General features: G+C 46.5%; 22 protein-coding genes. 6 read left to right on the top strand and 16 right to left on the bottom strand.

Annotated features, from left to right (window positions below):
• Positions 1-82: 82 nt before the first annotated feature.
• From AB1552_05760 to AB1552_05750, 3 genes are all read right to left on the bottom strand, one after another.
• Positions 83-508, bottom strand: coding sequence for a putative toxin-antitoxin system toxin component, PIN family (locus tag AB1552_05760; GenBank protein ID MEW6053285.1), 426 nt, complete (start codon positions 506-508; stop codon positions 83-85).
• A complete protein-coding gene (locus AB1552_05755) occupies positions 487-723 on the bottom strand; it encodes an AbrB/MazE/SpoVT family DNA-binding domain-containing protein (protein MEW6053284.1) in 237 nt (78 codons plus the stop codon). The genes AB1552_05760 and AB1552_05755 overlap by 22 nt, the downstream gene beginning before the upstream one ends.
• Before the next feature lie 212 nt (positions 724-935).
• Positions 936-1412 (bottom strand): DUF1456 family protein, encoded by a 477-nt coding sequence (locus AB1552_05750; protein MEW6053283.1) that lies wholly within the window; start codon positions 1410-1412, stop codon positions 936-938.
• A 491-nt stretch (positions 1413-1903) separates the two neighbouring features.
• Here AB1552_05750 and AB1552_05745 point away from each other — a divergent pair, with 491 nt between their 5' ends.
• Positions 1904-3061 carry a hypothetical protein gene (locus AB1552_05745; GenBank protein MEW6053282.1) on the top strand — a complete coding sequence of 386 codons (1158 nt, stop codon included), beginning with the start codon at positions 1904-1906 and terminating at the stop codon, positions 3059-3061.
• Positions 3062-3975: 914 nt separating this feature from the next.
• Here AB1552_05745 and glgP read toward each other — a convergent pair.
• The 7 genes from glgP to AB1552_05710 form a co-directional block, all read right to left on the bottom strand.
• On the bottom strand, positions 3976-5703 hold the full coding sequence (gene glgP / locus AB1552_05740) for an alpha-glucan family phosphorylase (GenBank protein ID MEW6053281.1): 1728 nt from the start codon (positions 5701-5703) through the stop codon (positions 3976-3978).
• A 93-nt stretch (positions 5704-5796) separates the two neighbouring features.
• Positions 5797-8460: an HAD-IC family P-type ATPase gene (locus AB1552_05735; protein ID MEW6053280.1), complete on the bottom strand. Its 2664-nt coding sequence runs from the start codon at positions 8458-8460 to the stop codon at positions 5797-5799.
• Positions 8461-8544: 84 nt separating this feature from the next.
• Positions 8545-9000 carry a cyclic nucleotide-binding domain-containing protein gene (locus tag AB1552_05730; GenBank protein ID MEW6053279.1) on the bottom strand — a complete coding sequence of 152 codons (456 nt, stop codon included), beginning with the start codon at positions 8998-9000 and terminating at the stop codon, positions 8545-8547.
• Position 9001: 1 nt separating this feature from the next.
• Positions 9002-9385 carry a hypothetical protein gene (locus tag AB1552_05725; protein MEW6053278.1) on the bottom strand — a complete coding sequence of 128 codons (384 nt, stop codon included), beginning with the start codon at positions 9383-9385 and terminating at the stop codon, positions 9002-9004.
• Positions 9386-9550: 165 nt separating this feature from the next.
• Positions 9551-10057 (bottom strand): hypothetical protein, encoded by a 507-nt coding sequence (locus AB1552_05720; protein MEW6053277.1) that lies wholly within the window; start codon positions 10055-10057, stop codon positions 9551-9553.
• 195 nt (positions 10058-10252) lie between these two features.
• Positions 10253-10621, bottom strand: a complete 369-nt coding sequence (locus AB1552_05715; protein ID MEW6053276.1) for a hypothetical protein — start codon at positions 10619-10621, stop codon at positions 10253-10255.
• A gap of 62 nt (positions 10622-10683) precedes the next feature.
• Positions 10684-10884, bottom strand: a complete 201-nt coding sequence (locus tag AB1552_05710; GenBank protein MEW6053275.1) for a cold-shock protein — start codon at positions 10882-10884, stop codon at positions 10684-10686.
• A 904-nt stretch (positions 10885-11788) separates the two neighbouring features.
• Between AB1552_05710 and yihA the strand changes: the two genes are divergently transcribed.
• The 4 genes from yihA (at position 11789) to AB1552_05690 (ending at position 14854) form a co-directional block, all read left to right on the top strand.
• Entirely contained in the window at positions 11789-12397 is a 609-nt protein-coding gene (gene yihA, locus AB1552_05705) for a ribosome biogenesis GTP-binding protein YihA/YsxC (protein MEW6053274.1), read from the top strand.
• A 253-nt stretch (positions 12398-12650) separates the two neighbouring features.
• The gene (locus AB1552_05700; GenBank protein MEW6053273.1) at positions 12651-13451 is read left to right on the top strand and encodes a substrate-binding domain-containing protein; all 801 of its coding nucleotides are present in this window, start codon (positions 12651-12653) and stop codon (positions 13449-13451) included.
• A gap of 39 nt (positions 13452-13490) precedes the next feature.
• Complete coding sequence (locus AB1552_05695; protein ID MEW6053272.1) at positions 13491-14192, top strand: ABC transporter permease; 702 nt, start codon at positions 13491-13493, stop codon at positions 14190-14192.
• Positions 14193-14194: 2 nt separating this feature from the next.
• Positions 14195-14854: an ATP-binding cassette domain-containing protein gene (locus tag AB1552_05690; protein MEW6053271.1), complete on the top strand. Its 660-nt coding sequence runs from the start codon at positions 14195-14197 to the stop codon at positions 14852-14854.
• A gap of 19 nt (positions 14855-14873) precedes the next feature.
• On the opposite strand, the gene AB1552_05685 is transcribed toward AB1552_05690, so the two are convergent.
• Both AB1552_05685 and trkA read right to left on the bottom strand, forming a co-directional pair.
• A complete protein-coding gene (locus AB1552_05685) occupies positions 14874-16322 on the bottom strand; it encodes a TrkH family potassium uptake protein (protein MEW6053270.1) in 1449 nt (482 codons plus the stop codon).
• A gap of 16 nt (positions 16323-16338) precedes the next feature.
• Positions 16339-17676: a Trk system potassium transporter TrkA gene (gene trkA / locus AB1552_05680; GenBank protein ID MEW6053269.1), complete on the bottom strand. Its 1338-nt coding sequence runs from the start codon at positions 17674-17676 to the stop codon at positions 16339-16341.
• Positions 17677-17838: 162 nt separating this feature from the next.
• Between trkA and AB1552_05675 the strand changes: the two genes are divergently transcribed.
• Positions 17839-19017, top strand: a complete 1179-nt coding sequence (locus AB1552_05675; GenBank protein ID MEW6053268.1) for an SAM-dependent methyltransferase — start codon at positions 17839-17841, stop codon at positions 19015-19017.
• Here AB1552_05675 and AB1552_05670 read toward each other — a convergent pair.
• From AB1552_05670 to speE (AB1552_05655), 4 genes are all read right to left on the bottom strand, one after another.
• Complete coding sequence (locus AB1552_05670) at positions 18999-19766, bottom strand: sugar phosphate isomerase/epimerase family protein (protein ID MEW6053267.1); 768 nt, start codon at positions 19764-19766, stop codon at positions 18999-19001. The two genes, AB1552_05675 and AB1552_05670, sit on opposite strands and share 19 nt — an antisense overlap.
• Positions 19766-20050: an FmdB family zinc ribbon protein gene (locus AB1552_05665; protein MEW6053266.1), complete on the bottom strand. Its 285-nt coding sequence runs from the start codon at positions 20048-20050 to the stop codon at positions 19766-19768. Before AB1552_05665 ends, AB1552_05670 begins: the two co-directional genes overlap by 1 nt.
• Positions 20051-20110: 60 nt before the next feature.
• A complete protein-coding gene (gene speE, locus AB1552_05660; protein ID MEW6053265.1) occupies positions 20111-21010 on the bottom strand; it encodes a polyamine aminopropyltransferase in 900 nt (299 codons plus the stop codon).
• Between the two features lie 149 nt (positions 21011-21159).
• The gene (gene speE / locus AB1552_05655; protein MEW6053264.1) at positions 21160-21999 is read right to left on the bottom strand and encodes a polyamine aminopropyltransferase; all 840 of its coding nucleotides are present in this window, start codon (positions 21997-21999) and stop codon (positions 21160-21162) included.
• Positions 22000-22008 lie beyond the last annotated feature (9 nt).

Below are 22008 nucleotides of genomic sequence, written 5' to 3'. Positions count from 1 at the left end.
TGGTATCAGGAGTGTATCCCGCTCTTCGTACTATTATACCTGATCAGAACGTTACCGCCTCCGGAGAAATCCGACTCCATTTTCATCTGAACATTTTCAGTAGTGCGTTCACGGTTATGATCTTTACGGATCGATATTTTCCCAATGCGCACAGATCTTTGTCTCCGCTTACAATGAAATCTGCAGATGCGGCAACAGCACATGCGATGAATTTGTCGTCCCCGGAATCCCTGCATATTCCGCTAATATTTTCTGTGATATCGCAGACTTCAAAAAATGGAAGAATATTGTCATGAATTATCGCCTGTATCTCCTCTTCAGTCAGAGAAAACTTTGGATACATGAGCACTTTTCGGAATTCATCAAAGGTTTCCCTTGAGACTACCGGAACTATCTTTCCTGTTTCCCACAGAGTGACTAATTCCGATACTGCACCCCTGAAAAGCAGGGAGGAGACAAGCACATTGGTATCCAGTACAACCCTGACTATTTCCTTTTTCTTGCCCATTGAATCGCTTCGGATACATCGTTGGGGCTAATGCCAAGCTTTTTCATCTTATTCCTGACACCCTCCAGCGTTGCATTCACCGGCGTTATCCGAACCGGGGTAAGCACTATCTTTTGGTCTTTCACTGTGACATCGAAATATTCGGTTTCAGGGAAGGCATTGACAACATCCTTTGGCAACGTGAGCTGATTCTTTGAAGTCTTCTTGGCAAGCATATTCCTTACCTCCTTACTGTAAGGATATCGTATTTCCATGAAATATTACAAGCACACAAAAAATGTGCTCGTACGATTGTCAAATCAACACAACGTTATTATTCCTCAAATTACAACTTTAGTTGCAAATTCTCTTAATACCATTTTTTCTTGGAAAATAGGACTCTATTCTTTACGACAATTCTGCCTCGATCCTTCTCATGACTACCCGATCAGAATTTCTCGTTTCCGTATCGCAATGAAAGGCCCTTCAGGAACTTTCGGAGAAACTGATCACCGCATTCCTTGTAGTTTCTATGCCCTTCCTTTCTGAATAATGCCGAAAGTTCGGATTTTGATATTTCGACATCTGCCAGTTTCAGAATCGTACGCATATCTTCCTCTTTCAGCTCGAGGGCAATCCTCAGTTTTTTCAGTATCGCATTATTCGTCAGCCGTGGGTGTGTTTTCATCGTCTCACCCTGCGCGGTTTCCTTCCTTCCCCTTCGCTGCAAAATCATTCCGTCCAGGAAGCATCCCAAATCCGCATCACTGCAACGCACAAAACCTTCTTCGTCTTCACTCCTGAGAAGACCGTTTAACTGGTTTTGTGCAATTGTACAACCCGCCAGCCTGAATATTTCGATTATCGAAGCATCGTTCAGACTCAGCGCATACCGTAATTGCCGCAATATATCGTTGTTAATCATCGTTCATTCATATTACCAAATGATTTATATATAATGCAGCAATCCCGCCTGATGAAACCCCTCCTGAAATATCAACGGAATAAAGTTGTCAGTATCCGATTCAATAATTTGACAAAATGTGCATAATGTAATTTACTTTGAGTAAGGCAGCGCAGGGAAATCCATGACGCATCAGGTTAGTGATAAATCGAAGTTAACCTGTCATCAAAATGCTGTTACAGGCTTGCTTAATTGCAAAATCATGTATCTGGATACCTGTTCTGCCAAAGAAAGATGTGCAAAGAGCCTACCCCGCCATGAAAACAATAATTAGCATAAATCCTGCCCGTGCCTGATTTCGCATGCTTTCACATTGCATTGTGGTTGTCCTTCGAGACGCGAAATGTACATACCATCTGAACATTGGTTGAGCCTGATAAAGCAATGTTGGTCTCAAGTAAATATCCATCTTTGATGGGGCAGTTCACATAAAAAATAGGGAGGGAGACACCATGAGACGTTTTATCGTAATAACTGCATTAACAGTCACCGCGGTATTTCTCTGTGTATGTTTAATGCCGGAAGACTCAAGTGCGATACCGGCTTTTGCAAGAAAGTACCAAATGAATTGTGTCAGCTGCCATTTGGCATGGCCTCAGTTGAATCAGATGGGGAGGACGTTTAAGGAAAACGGCTACAAGTTTCCCGGCAATGAAAAAACCGAGAGTATTTCTGATTTCCTTCAATGGGATAGACATGTGCCTCTTTCTGCGGTTATAGTCTCACGGCCATATGATGAGAAAAAGAGCGGAGCCAGAAAAGTCAGGGCATTGCATGAAGTGGAGTTAATGGTGGCAGGGTTGTTGTACAAGAATGTGTCGGGATTCCTCGAGATAGAAGCAGAAGATGAGGAAGATTTCGACCCTGAGATCAGCACCGGTGTTCTCGGGTATCATCCGATGCAGGCACTGAACATCCAGTTGTCCTATTCACCGGTACTATGGGCAGATCCTTATGATACTTTGTCAGGAAAAAGAAGACTGACGAGAGGCGCCTATTCAGTTATTGATACTCCGTTTGGCGGAGCTGATAACGACGGGACTCTCGACAGTTCCCGTCAGACAGTTGCATTATACGGAAGGTCATTTGAAAAATTATTCTACAGTGTTGGATTCAGCGGCGTTGCGGATGATGCTGAAGGAGAAAATGCGAATAATTTCCATGGGAGGCTTGCAGTGGATATAATCCCTGAATTATCCATAGGAGGGTTTGGCATTACCGGCAGATGGGAGGAAGACGATGTAAAGCGCGATTTCAGCCGATATGGTTTTGATATTCAGGTGGATTATTCCAATGTCAGGCTCACAGGTGCCTATCTTCATGCAAAGGACGACAGGGAAGCCTCGGGGAGCGAGGATAATAATGCATGGTATACCCAGGCCTTTTATGTATGGAAAAAGGATGCCCGACCCCTAATTGTCCCCCTTGTGAGGTTCGACAGTTACGAGGAAAATGACGGAGACGATAAATACAAAGAACTGACCATGAACATAGGATATTATTTCACAGAGAATATCAAAGGTTTTATTGAATACTGGACGCAAACTGATAAACCAGACGATGTTACGAGAGATAACCGGATTTCCCTTCAGATTGTTGCTGCCTTCTAACCCAGCGAAGCATATCAGGAGGGTGAGCGTATTGCGCCGCCCTCCTGAGTAAAACGGCATATGATAATTCCTGCTCCCATTTCTTGTTAACAGGGACACATCCCATTTTCTTGACATGAGGGGTAGCTATTGAAGGGAAATCTATGAATGGAATCATGATAGAATTTGTGATGTTTCCCTATTTATCCATAAATATTGCTTTCGACATATTCTCTCACCACAGTCAAACTTGACCTCCGATCGTTACGACTATCCGACGTGCTTATAGCCCCTTTATCCAGATTCTCAAGTTTAGTGAGAAGCCCTGTATTGTCCCTCACGAGGTCGTATTATCCCTCAAAGTTGGGGTCTCGGCTCTCGATCTGTCGAAATAGGTTTCTTTTGCGATATTTTAATCCGGCCAGTTTTCTGAAGAAACGGACTATTGTTCTAAGCTTTGGCATTCTCCCAGTTACTGTGATAATCTGATTCTACGCTGTTCACCTGCAAAGAGAGAGTCACGAAATATTCTAAAAAACGTTGAATATCATTCGGAGCAAACGCCAGCTCTGAAGTAAAAGAATTTCAGCTAATGAACCTTTAAGAAATGTTTACCCCGGTGCTTGTACAGCCACTACCAAACGATTTTAGGGCTTCAAGAACCTTTAACATTTCTTCAACTAATGTGCACTGCGGTTAATTCTCTCAGACCGCGGAGTACACTAACAATTGTTGGTAACGTTAATAATACAGGGAGTGGTAATATTTTTATTAATTCATCCCGAATCCACGGTGGAAAGAAATACAACCAACACTATCATCACTAAGAACGATATAACGATTACTCTTTCAACCCTCTCCAGATATTTCATGATTGTTCCTTTGTCTACGGGACTATTCACAAGACCTGTCGTAACGTGAAACTGGAGAAAAGTTCAGAAATACGCCTTCAACACATACTGCAGCATCATTCTCTGGGTATTGAAAAACGACCCGTTCAGGGCAATGGAAGAGCGCATCATCTCGATGAAGCGGTCCCTATCATGATAGAAAAGTGGAATAACAATATTCTCCAGCTTATTGTAAAGAGACAAGGCATCATTTGACCAGTCACTGCTCGCTTCGGCTCCCCTGCCAACCTCACCAATAGACCATCCAGTAATTCCGTCTATATACCCTTCAATCCACCAACCGTCCAAAACGCTCAGGCTTGGGACGCCGTTAAGGGCTGCTTTCATCCCGCTTGTCCCTGAGGCTTCGAGGGGCGGTTGAGGGGTATTCAACCATACATCAACCCCTGATGTTATGAGCTTTCCTATCTCCATGTCGTAATTTTCAAGATAAGCGATCTTTATGTTCGCCTTGAGGGATTCTTTTGCATGAAAGATTCGCTTGATGATCTCCTTGCCCGCAGAGTCTTGCGGATGAGCTTTGCCGGCGTAAATTACCTGAAACCTGCCGACCTCCGATGATATTCTTTTGAGCCTCTCACTATCCTGAAAAAGAAGTTCTCCTCTCTTGTAAGTCGTCGATCTCCGTGCAAAACCCAGCGTCAGGATGTCTGAATCCATCGCGGTACCAGTTTCTCGGTTCACATGCTGAATCAATTCATTCTTCGCCAAAGCATGGGCGTCCCAGACCTCGTGCTTCGGGATGCTTAGAGCATATCGGAGGCTGAAATTGTCCTCTCTCCAGCCAGGGATATACCGATCATAAAGGTTCTGAAAGGGTTTTGTGGTCCAAGTCGCTGCATGAACTCCGTTCGTGATGGCATCGATTGTATACCCTTCAAACATCAACTGTGAAACTTCCCCGTGTTTTTTTGCTACTCCATTAATAAAGCGGCTCATATTCAAAGCAAGATACGTCATATTAAACAGGTTGTTATACAGGAAAATATCTTTTATTTTAAAAATTTCTTCACGGGGCCCTATGATGCGGCGTATTAATTCAATGGGGAATTGATCATGTCCTGCCGGTACCGGCGTGTGAGTTGTGAAAATGCATTGTTCTCTGACAGCTTCAATATCTTCAGGCCGGGTTGGCTCTCGCCCTGTTTTTCCTGCCTGTTCATTGAGAAGCTCCAATGCAAGAAGGCTAGCATGTCCTTCATTCATATGGAACCGCTTAATGTTTTCATATCCAAGGGTACGGAGCATCCTCACGCCGCCGATACCGAGTATTACCTCCTGACAGAGGCGATAATACTGGTCCCCTCCGTAAAGGAAATGGGTCAGTGTTCTGTCCCATTCGGAATTTTCCGGATGATCCGAATCCAGGAAATACACCGGTACTTTAAAATCTCCGATGCCGTTGACTTCATATTTCCAGGAACGAAGATAAACATTCCGTCCCTCGATAGTGATAAAGGTTTTCTTTGGTATCTCTTCCAAAATACTTTCAACAGCCCACTCGACAGGCTCCTCAGTCTGCCACCCGCTTGCATCAAGCTTCTGGCGAAAGTATCCCTTGCGTTGAAGCAGCGTGACCGCTACCATAGGAACTTTGAGATCAGCTGCGGAGCGGATCGTATCTCCCGCCAGCACACCCAAGCCGCCGCTGTAAGTTGGCATCCGGGCTTCAAGTCCTATTTCCATAGAAAAGTATGCTATTGTCCTCTGTTCATTCACTGGCTTCCCCCTGTTTCCGCCGCTGAAGTGCATATGCCTGGTTCATTTATCCCGATACGCGAAACCCGAAACATTACAGCCGCTCTATGTAATATTTTTATTAAGCATTTTAAAACCGCGGTAGAGCTAACGACCTGGTTTTCTCCCCCTTATCCATTTATCCATCTCAACTACAAGTATGACTGTAGTGGAGACCAGAAATATTTGCACCCACTCGTTCATTGTAATCGGCACTGTCCTGAAGACCCACTGGAACGCCGGGACATAAATCACCGATAGTTGTGCAAGGAATGCAGCAATCATGCTGATAAACAGCAATGGATTGCTTATCGGACTCATTTTGAAAATGGATCGCGTCTCTGAACGGCAGTTGAATGCCTGGTAGAATTGGAAAAAAACCATTGTTGTGAGGGCAATTGTGCGCGCCCTTTCAAGAGGCACCCCTGCGTTAAGGTTTGAGATAAATAAAAACAGTGTTCCGGCAGCCAGCGTTATTCCCATTAATAATGTTCTCTGTACCATAAGGCTTGATAAAATGCCTTCCTTTGGATTCCTTGGAGATCTGTTCAATACACCTCTTTCTGCTGGTTCAAAGGCAAGAGCAACATCCTGCAGGCCATTCGTTACGAGATTAAGCCAGAGAATCTGTGCAGGGATATAGGGAATAGGGTATCCCATGACGATTGTCCCGATGATGGCAATCAATTCTCCCAATCCACATGAGATGAGGAAAAGAGTAACCTTTTTTATGTTGTCGTATACAACTCTTCCTTCTTCAACTGCAGCGAAAATACTGGCAAAGTTATCGTCTGCGAGAACCATATCAGATGCTTCTTTTGCAACATCAGTTCCCGACTTCCCCATTGCGATTCCTATATGCGCTGCCCTGAGGGCCGGTGCATCATTAACTCCATCACCCGTCACAGCAACGACTTCTCCATATCGAATCAACTGCTCAACTATCCTGAGTTTATGCTGGGGTGAGACCCTTGCAAATACAGAAATGTCTTTGACCTTATTGAAGAGTTCATCATCACTCATTGCTTCTATCTCTTTGCCGGTCATAACTCCGGATTCCTCACTTGATATTCCGAGCATCTTTGCTATTGCTGAGGCTGTAGCAGCATGGTCTCCCGTGATCATCACAACCTTAATGCCGGCTTTTTTGCAGCCTTTCACTGCATCCATCACATCTGTTCTTGGTGGGTCGATCATTCCCTGTAACCCAACGTATACAAGATTTCCCTCAATATCATGATGGGTTATCTCATCAATATCATGAGGTGCTTCCTTATAAGCCATGGCAAGGACCCTCATGCCTTCTCTGGCAAAAAGGTTGGCTTTATTCAGTATTTCTTTTATCTCGATCTTATCCTTTACTGCACATTCAGTGCACATATCGAGTATTTTTTCTGGAGCACCTTTCACAAAAATAAACTTTTTTCCGCTGTGTCTGTGAAGGGTTGCCATATACCCATGCTCAGACTCAAACGGTATTATTGCTGTTTGAGGATAGTGTCTCGTTTCCTCTATAAGGTTAAGACCTGCTTTCATTGCAGAAACGATTAATGCCCCTTCTGTCGGATCACCATCTACCTTAAACTCACCTTGCTCCTCATAAATACTGGATTCATTGCAGAGCATGCCTATCCTAAAGACCATGAGCAGGTTTGCAGATGCCTTGATATCGACTGGTTCAAGTTGATAGAGGATTTCCCCCTTTGGTTCATATCCGATTCCGCTTATTCTGTATGCCTTTTCGCCATCGTACACCACCCTTACGGTCATTTCATTTTTTGTGAGGGTGCCCGTCTTATCTGATCCTATAATGGTTGTGCTCCCGAGTGTCTCGACCGCAGGTAATTTTCTTATGACGGCGTTGCGCCTTGCCATTCTCGCAACCCCTATGGCCATTGTTATCGTTACCGCGACCGGCAGCCCTTCGGGAATTGCTGAGACTGCCGTAGCTACGGCAATCATAAACATCTCGGAAGCCTTTCCTCCCAACAACATTCCTACTCCAAAGACCAAGGCTGAGAAAGCTATGACAAGAATTCCTATTAACTTTGCAAACCGCATAAGTTTATCTTGAAGCGGGGTCTTTATCACCACCACTTCCCTGACTTCGGTGGCAATCTGTCCGAGGACAGTGCTATGCCCTGTCTCAACAACAACGCCTTTTGCCCTGCCACTTACGACAATTGTGCCCATAAATGCCATATTTTTCTGATCACCGGGCGTCAGGTTTGCTTCTTTGATCGGGGAAGTTACTTTTTCAGCAGGCAGGGACTCTCCGGTCAGCATTGCTTCTTCAACCCTCAGTTCAATTGTTTTAAACAGTCTGAGATCTGCAGGCACCCTCACTCCTGATGCAAGTAAAACAATATCCCCCGGCACAAGATCTTCGCTGTTGATTTCTTTCTCTTTTCCTTCCCGCAGAACCTTAGCTTTTGGAACAACCATTTTCTTGAGGGCCCTGACACTCTCCTCTGCCTTGTACTCCTGTATATATCCGATAATTGCATTCAGTATTACAACAGCAAAGATTACTCCTGAGTCTATATACTCCTTTAGAAAGATTGTCACCACACCGGCGATGAGCAGGATATAAATAAGTGGACTGGTAAACTGATGGATCAGTATTTTCAGTCTGTTTGTCTTCTCTTCTTCAATGAATTTGTTCAGCCCGAACTGCAGGAGGCGCTCTTTGATCTCTGAATCGGATAGCCCGCTCTCTGACACCCTAAGCTTCTCGAATATTTCCTTAACAGTTGATTGATACCAGTTCATTCTTCACCTTTCATAGTATACCTCTTAATAAAGCAGGAGCAAACACATCCACTATAATTCAGTGAGTCAACGAAATAAAACAGATCAGAAGAACGTTACAATACGATCAAAGGATTTTCTTAAACGATCTGATACGGTAAGGAGCATACCCTTCAGGAGCTTGGCTCCCAATCCGGGATTTGTGGCGATCAGTTTATCAAGGCTTTCCTGAGTAATTATCGCGAGGGAGACATCTTCAAGTGCTACCGCGGTAACTTTCCTGAGACTGTCATCAAGAATGCATAATGCCCCCCTGCTATATTTGCCCATAATCACATTCATGCCCCCGAACTCCGCCTTTTTTTTTATTTCCACCTTTCCTGAAGCAATAATAGCTATATAATCGAAAGGATCCTCTCTTTTCCAGAGAGTCTCACCTGCCAGAATATGCTTGCTTTCAAAAAAAGCGGACAAATTCTCTATATCTTCATCACTCAGAAAACTGAATACGTTCTTTTTCCCTTTCATAGAAGTATAGAGTTCTTTCAATACACCATTCATATTAACCCCACTTCGCTTCTATCCATTTCTTCTTATATTTTTCAAGCATTATAAAAGAAAGCCATAGTTTTTCCATACTATCAAAATTATCAAAGTATGATGCCTTGTCTCCCATCAAAACATTACTAAATGCAATAGCTAAATCCCAGGGTGTTGCATATTTATCGATTACCATATCCTGTAGCTGGTCTTGCCTTGGGAGCCAGACGGCCTTTATTGTTTTTAAGTAAGATATCTTTTTCTCAAGATCACTTGTAATTGGCTGACATGGTGAAGTCAGGCCTAATGACATCGAGATAAAAAAATCTCCAAATTCAGGTTTCCACTGCTTTTGTATCACTCTTGCACTTTCACACATCTTGATATAGTGAGATGAATTATCCATAAAACCTCCTGATTTTAAGCGTTTTATGTACCGTTTCTTCAGATGCTACGCTTCCTGTTCCTTACCCTCCTTGTTTATAAACTAAGATTTTAGAATGACCAGATATAGGCTCTGCCAACACTTTTGCATCATGAAATCTACTGAGAATCGTATGAACTTAAGGATTTATGCATAGGCTTCTTCGGCAATCGTAGTTGCAATGCTTGTTGTTTTAGGTTCGTAACAAAAGGTTATTTTTAACCCATGACCATCATAACACGAACAAGTATCATTCGAGAAATCATGGTGAACATTTCCCCTTTCGAAGCTTTCTTTTATTAAAGGACGCAGTTTAAGTGAATTGAACTTAACCGCTTTCGATTTTGCAAACCATCCTTGAAAAAATATCTGAGCGCGAAAATTCACAAGTCTTCCTTTATAGAAGATGAGATCGACAATGCCCCACCTTTTCTCAGATTCTTTAAATTGAAATACCTTTTTTTCAGAACCCTCGGGCCAGGATGCACTCATGACCATGGTTCCAGTCTGAGGGATATCTGTTATATCCGTCAAACAATCTTTGCCAAATCGGTCAAAAATGTCTAATTGGGAATGAAGTTCTCTGAAATCCCTGAGAAATTCGGATACAAGAGTCAAATAGCGAATTTTACCATCAGGTTCGTATTGCCGCATCTAATCTCCTTTTTTGTTTATAAAACCTCTGGCCTTTTCAATCTGCTTGGATACTTTGTCGCAGAGCACTCAGGAGAAGGTCATTTCTGAAACGACAAATTTAGGAATGAATACGCTCAAAACCACGCAGGGAGCTGAATCTGCGTGTGAGATACTGCTGTCTGATAAATTCACAAGATTAAAAGTTAGAGTGATTTACGTATATTGTATGGCAACTTCATACATAATATCTGAGTGGTTGGTAGACGAATCAGTGCCCTTACAGGTGAGTGCTCCTTTTGTCTGCACTTTACGACTTTTAATCATTGCATTGATAACCTTTGTGAGATCAAAACCACCATCAACACAGTCTTTTCTTAAGCAGTTTACCATGAAAAAAGCATAGCTGCCGGGAGTGAAATGAAAAGTCCGGAGTATCGATCTTGTCCCCTCCTGGGTATAAGTCATATTCATGTCGATGCTTGCAACCTCAGGGAAGTGTGTCGCTATGGAGCCTGCGTCACGTTTCTGCTGCATCATCTCCTGCTTCCTCTCCATCATTGCTGCATGCTTATTATTATTCATGTTCCTCTCATTCCTCTCAAAGGAGAAGGCCCCCTCCACCGGAGGGAGCCTTGCCCAATTAATTAGCGCTTAACCACATTGATCGCTTTGGGGCCTTTCGGGCCTTTTTCAGTATCAAAGCTGACATTGTCACCTTCGGCAAGGCTTTTAAAACCACTGCCCTGAATAGACGTATGGTGAACAAAAACGTCAATATTGTCTTCAGCAGTAATAAAGCCAAAACCTTTGCTATCGTTGAACCACTTCACAGTTCCTTGTGTCATTTTGCTTACCTCCTTTTCTATGAACTAAAATCTCAGAAGGACCCAATAAAAAAGGCCACAAAGCTAAAAGTCTTTGTGGCCTTCTGTGAACGCAAAAACCCCTAAAATCTCATATATACAATAGCATGTCCTTACAGGTTAGTCAATGTAATTCAAAAATGACGGTATACTAGGGAGAAGGGGATAGTGTTTGCGTTGAAAGCTTTCTTATGTAATTCTCCATTTTCAGTGACCCACAACTACCAAGTGGGAGGCGCTTCGCCTCTTTCTCAAGGTTTCAAGGCATTGACTTGAATAAGCAATCGACATAGTGAGGAATTTTTTGAAATGCGTATTCCTATGTGAAAGGTTGCTCTTCAAGGAAAACTCAACGGGAGTTTAGTTTAGGGAGCAAGAAATAAGCCTTAAAGTGATCAAAAGATAGTCCTTCTTGATTGAAGAATCCGAGCGTGTGATTATTTGTTATGCAAAGAATCACACGGGATATTCTGATAGAGCAAAAACGTTTCTAACTGTGAGAAATCCTTTCAATACTCCCTCCCCCTTGCCCTCTCCCTGCGGGGAAGAGAAAACAAGCTAATCCCCCTTTCCGCGACGGGCTGCCAAGATGTGAAAATACATATCCTAACCTCTATTATTCATAAAATAAATTCCTCAATACAGATGAGATACAGTATCAGCGCGGATTTACGGAGTATTCAATGCTTTAAAGCGAAGAACGCTCTGTACCTCGGAGGTCTGCAACGCAGACCGAGAATGAGCGATGATACTGCATCTCATCTGCTGTTCCACGCTTCATGAATACTCTGGGCTCACTCACAGCCGTCGGAATGACTCCTTGGCCGCCTGCAGACCGTGGTACAATATTTAATCTCGTGGTGCAGACACCCGACAAGGAATAACAATGAAAATACTCTCGGCGAAATGTGTGATCAGCGCGGTCAGACCGAAGCAGTACCCCAGTGCCGGGTACCCTGAGATCGCGATAGTCGGCCGTTCCAACGTGGGGAAATCATCCCTGATCAATTCATTATGTGCGCGGCGCGCGCTGGCCCGGACAAGTTCCTTGCCCGGAAAAACACAGACGATCAACTTTTTTGCGATCAACGAGGAGTTGTATCTGGTGGATCTTCCCGGGTACGGGTATGCAGCGAAATCAAAGGGGAAACAAAGGGAGTGGGGAAAATTCATCACCGGTTATCTGCAGGAACGGGACAGCCTTGCCCTTGTTGTGCATCTGATCGACCTGCGGCATGAGCCCATGAGGAACGACATACACGCCTCGGAATGGCTGAGGGGGCTGGATATCCCGTATGTCGTCGTCGGGACAAAGGCGGATAAGATCAGCCGTGGCAGGCGACCGGCCCACATTGCCGCGATCCGCAGGGGGCTGATGCTCCCCCCGCATGTGCCGTCGCTCATCCATTCGAGCACGACCGGGGAAGGCAGGGACGAACTGTGGCGCCACGTGAGAAGCGTTTTGTATGGAATCCAAACAGCAACTGCGGGGTAGACGGGAAGAAATGCTGAGCAGCTCACCTTTTCAACCAGATTTCCGGACTATTTCGCTACGCTAATCGAAAATTGCGAAACAGAGAGATTCCTTGTAATGACAATAACCTATCGGGATACATGTCTCCTTTAGCGACTAACTGGAATGATTTATATCATCGGTTTTACAGGGATGACTAATTGCCGGTATAATATCGCCGGGGAATAGCTTTATTCATAAGAGGTGGTATTCCATGAGATTGCGGAAAAGTCTTTTGTTTTTAATTTTGGCGGCTTTTTTTATCTTTCCGGGAAATGCCTCTGCGGAAAAGGAGATCATCTGTGCGTCCACCACGAGCACTGAAAATTCAGGTCTGTTCGGGTATATCCTGCCACTATTTGAGAAAAAGACGGGCATAAAGGTCAAAATCGTCGCACGGGGCACCGGTGCGGCGATAGAGATGGGGAAACGGGGAGACGCAGATGTGGCATTTGTCCATGCGAAGGAGCAGGAACTGAAGGCGGTCGAGGAAGGCTTCTTTGTCAACCGTCATGATGTCATGTATAACGATTTTGTGGTCATCGGACCACCTGATGATCCCGCACAGATCAGAGGGATAAAATCAGTCGCAGTAGGCTTCGGCAAAATAGCCGGAAGCGGCAATGCCTTTGTCTCAAGGGGAGATAACTCCGGCACGCATACCAAAGAACTTTCGATCTGGAAAAAAGCGCAGATTGATCCGAAGGGACAGAAATGGTATCTTGAAGTCGGCCAGGGAATGGAGAAGACCCAGCGCATCGCAAATGAGAAAAGAGCCTACACGCTCACCGACAGGGGAACATGGCTTGCAACCAGGGAAAAAGACAGGCTCGACATGACCATCCTGCTCGAAGGTGATCCCATGCTGTTCAATCAGTACGGTGTCATGGCGGTAAACCCTCACACGCACACCCATGTGAGGCACAGGGAGGCCATGGAATTCATCACCTGGCTGATATCTCCGGAAGGGCAGCAGGCAATCGGTTCCTTCAGGGACAAGCTGGGCAATCAGCTCTTTATTCCGAATGCGAAATAGGCATTGATCTGACCTGGGAATATCCGGAAAACTATCGACATGGATACGATTACTGATGGTTTTTTCAGAGCGCTCTTTCTGATACTGAACCTTGACAGAGAGCTCCTGGATATCATATTCCTGTCCCTTCGCGTGTCGGGAACCGCCCTCCTCATCTCAGCAATGATCGGGATTCCTGCAGGGGCAATACTTGGACTGACGGAATTTCCCGGCAGGCGGTTTCTGGTAACCATTCTCAACACTTTTATGGGGCTTCCGCCCGTAGTGGTCGGTCTTTTTCTCTATCTCCTGTTATCGAGGAGCGGCCCGCTCGGGTTCATGGCTCTCCTCTATAGCCCGACCGCAATGGTAATCGCGCAGAGTGTCCTTGCCCTGCCTATTGTGGCGTCCCTGTGCCAAGCGGCTATCGTCAGTGTTGACCCCATCATCAGGCAGGCATCCCTTACCCTTGGAGCAACCCCTTTTCAGGTGGCTGTAACGATCGTAAACGAGGCACGCTACGGTATCCTTTCCGGCATTATTGCAGGGTTTGGCCGGGTGACGGCCGAAGTGGGGGCAGTCCTGATCGTCGGAGGCAACATTGCCGGATATACGAGGGTGATGACGACAACGATCGCCCTTGAAACCGATAAGGGGGATTTTGAACTCGCACTCGCGCTCGGCATCATTCTCATACTTCTTTCGGCACTGGTCACTTTTATCCTGAATGTCTTTCAGAGAAAGGGAACGGCAAGGACCTGAACATGAGCCTTACCCTGGAAATATCGGATATTCACAAGAGCTACGACGGCAAACGTGTGCTCAGGGGCTGCTCGTTTTCCTTTTCCGAGAACGGGGTCTATGTGCTGATGGGGCCGAATGGTTCCGGCAAATCAACTCTCTTCAGGCTGTGCGCTCTCCTTGAACATCCTGACAGGGGTAATATTCTTTACCGGGCCGAAGACATGCCACTTCCCAATGATATATCTCTGAGGAGGCGTATTACTCTTGTGCTTCCGAAAATCGGGGTGTTTAACACCTCAGTCTTTCATAATGTGTCATATGGCCTGAGACTGCGGGATATACGGAAAAAAGACTATTCTGCATGCGTTGAGAGGTCGCTCGAATTTGTCGGTCTTTCTGACAGGAAGGAGCAGAACGCGCTGACCCTGTCGAGCGGGGAAACCCAGAGGCTCGGCATCGCCCGGGCGATTGTGATCGAACCCGAGATACTTTTTCTCGATGAGCCGGCAGCGTTTGTTGACGAGGAAAACAAACGCATCATCGAAGACATCATCCTGAGGATAAAAAGGAACCACGAATCCATGGTCATCATTACTACCCATGACAGGGCCCAGGCAGAGAGACTGGGAGACCGGATCCTTCTGCTGCAGAACGGTAAGCTGGTAACGGTCCCGGAATAGCATTTTATGCTTCGCGATGCTATTTTTTCCAGAAATGCGGGACCAGAAGTATGAGGACGGTATACACCTCGAGCCTCCCCGTAAGCATGCAGAATACGAGTATCCACTTGCCGATGACAGATATCGACGCAAAATTCTCTGCCGGTCCGGCGTCTCCCAGTGCAGGACCGACATTGCACATGGCTGAGATGACGGTAGTTGCTGAGGTCACAATATCAAGGCCTGTCGCAGCCATGCCGACAGATGCGATGACGCATACGCCAAGAAATAGAAATACCAGGCCCCAAATGCTGCCCAGGATTTCCTTGTCAAGGAATTTGTCGTCAAGCTTCACCGTGGTGACTGCCCGAGGGTGGATCAGCTGATACATCTCGCGGTACCCCTGCTTTATCATAAGGAGGATTCTGACCTGCTTTATCCCGCCGCCGGTCGACCCGATCATGCCGCCAAAAAACATCACCATCACGAGTATTATTTGGGCAAAAGGAGTCCATAATTCAAAATTTGCGGTTGCATATCCTGTTGTGGTCATGAGTGAGACAACCTGGAAGAGAGAGTATCTGAACGAATCTGCAAAAGAGTCATACGAGGACTTCCAGATGCTCACGGTAATCATCAGGGTTGCCAGCGCCGTGATGAAGAGGTAAAACCTGAATTCATTATTTGCCCATAATCTGGAAAGCTTGCCTTTAAATACGAAAAAATGAAGGGAGTAATTAATGCCCGCCAGAAACATGAAAAGGCTCGTGATATATTCGATGGACGGGCTCTGGAAATGCCCTATGCTCGCATTTTTTGTCGAGAACCCACCCGTCGCCATCGTGGTGAATGCGTGGCATACAGCGTCGTACACACTCATGCCTGCCGCCATGACAAGCAAAGCGTCCGCCATCGTAAGGATGAGATAAATGAGCCAGAGGGCTTTTGCGGTATCCAGAATCCTCGGCCTCAGCTTATCAACGCTGATCTCCGGCACTTCTGCCTTAAAAAGCTGCATTCCGCCGGTACCGAGGATAGGCAGAATGGCAAGTGCAAACACGATTATTCCCATACCTCCAATCCACTGCATGAGGCTCCTCCAGAACAGAATTCCCCTGGGAACCGACTCTATGTCAACGAGTACCGACGAGCCGGTTGTGGTAAAGCCCGCGATCGATTCGAAATAGGCGTCGGTAAAGGAATCAAACGTTCCCGACAGGAGAAAGGGGAGCGAACCGAACAATGAGGTGACAACCCAAGTGAGGGTAACGACAATGAGGGCTTCCCGGTGCCGTATCTCTTCTCTTTTGTATCTGCCCGCAGTAAGGTAAAGTATGCTTCCTGCAAGGAGTGTCACCACGAATGACTGAATGAGGGGCATGGTGTCCGACTGCCGGTAGATCAGGGAAACCGCTAAAGGCAGAAGCATGAAGAGAGATATCAGTATGAGCACAATGCCGATGAAATGTGATATTACTCTTACATTCATAGAAAAGCCGGGACCATCAGGCCAGGATTTTCTCCACTTCCCTGATCGACTCACGGAGTGTGAAGATTATCAGCTTGTCTCCCTCAAGGATCATATCCGAACCCGATGGTATAATCAACTCCTGATTCCTGATAACCGCGCCAATTATCGATGCCTTCGGCTGCGCCTTGTCGAGCGTCTTCCCGATGAGGGGAGACTTCTTGCCGATCCTGCCCTCAATGATCTCCGCCTTTGCCTCCGCTATTGCGGTCAACGAGAGGATATCTCCTCTCCTGACATAACGTAAAATGGTGCTCGCGGTAATCAGTCTCGGGCTGAGGACCGCCTGCAGCCCGAGGCTGTGCGCAAGCGGCATGTAGTCGGTCTTATTGACAATGGCAATCGTATTCCTGACCCCGAATTTCTTTGCAAGAAGCGACACCATGATATTCAGCTCGTCATTATTGGAGACGGCCAGGAACGCATCCATGTCAGCGATATTCTCCTCCATAAGTATCTTCTGCTCCGCGCCATCGCCATGAAGCACCAGCGTTCTTTTGAGATTCTGGCTGAGATATTTGCACCGTTCCGCATTCTTCTCTATGATTTTCACTTCCGCCTTCGTCTCTATGGCAGAAGCTATGTAGTAGCCCGTGCGTCCTCCTCCGAGTATCATCACCTTTTTCGCCGGTTTCGTCGCCATTCCGAGAAGTTTTACAGTCTGTTCAACTTCATCCTTTTTCATCGGCATATAGATTATGTCGCCTCTCCTGATCACATCATTTCCGGAGGGGATTATCGCCCTGTCTTCCCTGACAATAATACCTATCAGGAACTTCTTTTCCATGCTCGCCCCGAGCTTTTTCAGGGACTTCCCGAGCAGCGGAGATTCTCCGGTCACCTTAAAACCGATTACCTTTACAAGTCCGCCTTCAAATTCCTCCACATCGGTCGCATCCGGAACCTGCAGCAGTCGTATGATTGCCCTCGCAATTTCAAGCTCCGGGTTTATTGCAGGGTCGATATCCAGATTCTGTCTGCTGAGGAGCTTTTCATTGTTGAAGTATTCCGGATTTCGTATCCGCGCAATCTTTCGCGGGATTCCGAACATCGCCTTTGCCAGCAGGCAGGCGATCATATTGGTTTCATCACTGTCGGTCACCGCCAGGATTATGTCCGCCTTGGATGCCTCCGCCTCCTTGAGCGCAGACGGATCGCCCCCTTCTCCCTCGATAACCGCAACATCGATCTCTTCAACGATTCTCCTGAGTTTGTTCCTGTCTTTGTCTATGAGGACAACGTCCAGGAACTCGGCGGAAAGAAACTTGGCTATCTGGTATCCGACCTCACCCGCTCCGACAATGATTACCCGCATGGCAGATTATATCATAATTCGCGCGAACTGAAGAAACATCCAGCAATAGCCCCCTGGTAGCCACGGGCCGGAAGCCGCAGGCCCCGGATTCAGGACAGGAGGATACCTCGAAAAATCATGCTGCTTGTCAATTATGCCGGTCAGTAGATATAATCGGGGATTATGAACCCTCTCGAAAAACACATATGCCAGAGGATCCGAAAGGAAGGCCCGATCACCTTCAGGGCCTATATGGAAATGGCGCTCTATGAACCCGGTCTCGGGTATTACACCTCTGCACACACCGAGATCGGGAAGGCAGGTGATTTCTATACAAGCCAGCACCTCCACCCGGCATTCGGGGCAATGATCGCGAGACAGCTGATGGAAATGTGGGAAATCATGAACAGGCCTGAGATGTTTCATATCATAGAACCTGGCGCAGGAGCAGGCCTTATGTGCCTCGATATCCTGACTTACCTCTGTGAAAAAAAGGATATGTTCCGGAGCATTTCCTATATCATTGCGGAGATAAACCCTTCTGTCATGCAGAAACAGAAAACATTGCTCAGCCATTATTCCGGCAAGGTTACCTGGGTATCCTCGCTGGAAGAACTCTCCGGAATACAAGGCTGCATTGTCTCGAATGAACTTCTGGATGCCTTTCCCGTGCATCTTGTGGAGATGCACGACGGACTGAAAGAGATTTATATCACTGTTACCGATGAAAAAAGTTCCCCCTCATCTGTCACAGGCAATGAGGCCGGAAGGGAGAACGAAACTCCATGTTTGCAGGAAATAAAGGGATCTCCGAGCACTGCTGCACTGTACGATTACCTGAGGGAATTTTCCGTTCAGCTTCCCGAAGGATACCGAACCGAAATCAATCTGGGGATCAGGGACTGGCTGAGACAGGTCAATGAAACTCTCTCCGGGGGATTCATCCTGACAATAGACTACGGCTATCCTGCATGGGAGTATTACAGCGAGGAACGCAACAGGGGCACGCTGTTATGCTACCACCGTCATCAGGTAAATGAACACCCCTGCCGGAATACAGGCCAGCAGGATATGACTGCCCATGTGAACTTCTCCTCGGTAAAAAAATGGGGTGAGGATCTGGGGCTGAAAACACTCGGGTTCTGCCAGCAGGGTACATATCTTATATCGCTCGGCATCGATGAGATCATCAATGAACTCTATTCAGATTCCTCAGATTACCTTTTTGAGGTCGCGAAGATCAAAAAGCTGATTTTTCCGGGCACCCTCGGAGAAACGCACAAGGTGCTGATCCAGTATAAGGGGGACGGCATTCCGCAACTCAGGGGTTTTATGATGAAAAATCAGGCAGACAAACTATAGTACTGTCCCAAACGCTGTATGCTTTTGATCACATCTTCCGGAGAATGTCCTTCTATCGTATAAATCAGTTCCCTGCCCTTCAGAGCTGCAAATAACCTTTCAAAATCAAACGTCCCGTCACCAATGGCAATATGGTCATCTGCAGTTTTGTTGTTGTCATGAAGATGAAGCTCGATGAGATAAGGATTCAGCTGCTCCAGCCATGTATCAAGAGGCACTGCAGAGAAGAGATTGCAGTGGCCTGTGTCGAAACAGATCCCGAAATTGCCGGAGCCAATCTCTTCCATCAGCAGCCTGAGGTTGTCCGGTGTGTCTTCAAAAATATTCTCGATGGCAATCTTCAGTCCCTCAGCCTCTGCCCTCTGCAGAAGGGGTTTCCAGGTTTTCAGGCTTTTTTCAAGCCACAGGTCCGTCTTCAGCGCATATTTCCATTTTTCATACCCTGAATGAAATACCACGGCTTTGGGCCTGACATGAACGGCGATATCGATCACATGTGAAAACCTTTCAAGCGTAACCTCTCTTATCCCTGCATCCACAGCGCCTGGCGAAAGATCCATGAAGGGCGCATGAATGGTAATCGAGGGGGTGTGGTCAAGCTGGTCCATCAGCTTCGAAAACTCCGCGTAATGAAAGGTTTCGAGGGCGCGCGACGAGAAATAAATCTCAGGGTTTATTCTGTGTTCCCTGATGAAACGGAAATAGGAACCAATTTTCTGGTAGGGGACATGCACATGGGGCTGTAGCATCAAGTCTTTGCTGCAGGCTCAACACCGGGTTTGGCTGTCACATCCTTTTTTGCTTCAGTTTGGGTATCAGGTTTTTTCTCGTTTTCCTGTGCTTTCTTCCTTTCGGGTGAGGCATAATCCGTCACATACCATCCTGCCCCCTTAAGGATAAAGGAAGTATGCGATATCAGTTTATGCATCCTGCCGCCGCAGTCGTTGCAGGTGCTGAGCGGTTCATCACTGAACTTCTGGATAACCTCGCACTGCTTTCCGCAGCTGAGACACTCATACTCGTAAATCGGCATTACCGTTCCGTCCTCCTATTGCGTAACTTATTCATTTATAATATATATTTATAACATATTTTAGCGGTTTTTGGAAAGCAGGAGGGATCTCACCTGCTTTGGAAGACTGAACAGCCTCGCATGAGTTTCCGCATCATAAAACGCGAGGCCCTCAAGATCCCTTTCCCGTATCGTTCTCTGCAGCCGGCTGAACGGCGCGCTGCGGAGGCTGTAACGCATCGACCCTGCGGAAAACGACCATGCGCTGCCGAAACTCGGGATATATTCATAGTAAAAGTCCGTCTCTGCAAATATACTCCTCAATGTCCTGAATATCTTCACTGCCATGCCCTGCCCCGGGATATCGGGCACCGCAGTCGAATGCGTCACGAAGATGCCGTCAGGCTTCAGGGCTTTTTTAATACGCGAGTAGAACTTCCTTGTATAGATCTCGGCTGAAGGCCCGCAGTCGGAAGGGTCGCTGATATCCGCAAGAATGACGTCAAATAATTGTCTGCAGTCTTTCAGATATGCGAAGGCATCGGCATGGATCATCTCAAGCCGCGGATCCGCAAAAGCCCCCCTGTGCCATTTTTCCAGATATTTTTTGCAGATATGCACAAACTCTTCATCGATATCAATCATGGTAACCCTGCGCACTGTCGGATGTCTGATCACTTCCCGGAGGGTAGCTCCCTCACCAGCCCCGAGAATGAGTATTTCCTCAGGGTTCCGGTGAGTCGCCATGGCCGGATGCACAAGCGATTCATGATAGATGTATTCATCGGTTTCCGCAGACTGTATCTTTTCATCAAGGACCACCACTCTGCCGAGCTGATAGGTATCCAGAATATCCACCTTCTGGAACTTTGTCCTGGTGGAAACAATATGTTTTTTTACGCCGTGGAGTATCTGCCGGTAAGGACTGTCCCTGTCAGTAAACCATTTCCTGCCGGAATTCTTCTTGATTGTAGCATTCATCTGTCTCTCCTGTACCGCCCTTTGTCTTCTGCGCAACAAAGAGAGGGGCAATCTCCGCCTTCATTGAGTGATATGCAACTTTCCGTTAATGAAAGCGGGAAATCCGTATTGCAGCCATCTCCCGGTAATCCATGGAAGGAGATGCGGCTTTACCAGTGCAGTTCTCTTTTCATAAGTTTATCATACAACCCTCTCGGCATGAACGATTGCTGATGTATTTCGTCGCTGTAATATTTCGTCTGCACGTCGGAACCGCTTCTTATCTCCCTTGGAGAGTTTCCCTTTGCTGCAATCGCGAAAGCCCACCAGTTGCCGGGATACGTCGCAATGGGAGCTGTATACAGGTCTACCACAGGAAAGATCTTTTTCAGATCCTCCTGTATTTCAATGACCATATCCTTGTGGAAATGGATTGATTCCGTGTGGGTGACAAACATTCCTTCATCAGTCAGGCACTTTTTTACAGAGTTGAAGAATTCATCGGTAAACAGACTTCTCGCAAAACCGACGATATCGGTGGAATCAATAATCACGGCATCAATGTCAGAGGTCTTCCTTTTCGCGAGAAAGTCGGCACCGTCCATGATCTTGATCTCAACACGGGGGTCGTCCATCCCCGAGGAAACTGTCGGGAAATAGGTTTTCGAGATATTGATAACCTCTTCGTCAATCTCCACAAAATACACCTTTTCCACCGTCCTGTGCTTTAATACTTCCCTTACCACGCCCCCGTCACCTCCGCCGATCACAATAACCTTTCTGGGGTTTGGAACAGCCCGCATTGCGACATGGGTAAGCATTTCATGGTAAAAGAACTCATCCCTCTCGGTCATCTGGACCACATTGTCAAGGATGAGCATTTTCCCGTAATAGGGATTCCTGATCACCATGATCTCCTGGAATCTGCTCTTGCCCTTGTAAAGAATCTCCTCGACATCGTACAGATATTCCACCGGCGCATACGGCGCCTTTTCGGTAAACTTGATCATTTTTCTCCC

This window comes from Nitrospirota bacterium (assembly GCA_040754395.1).
In the GTDB taxonomy this organism is placed as follows: Bacteria; Nitrospirota; Thermodesulfovibrionia; order Thermodesulfovibrionales; family SM23-35; genus JBFMCL01.
Note: the sequence above shows the minus strand (reverse complement) of the source record. Positions and strands in the feature narration are given on the sequence as shown.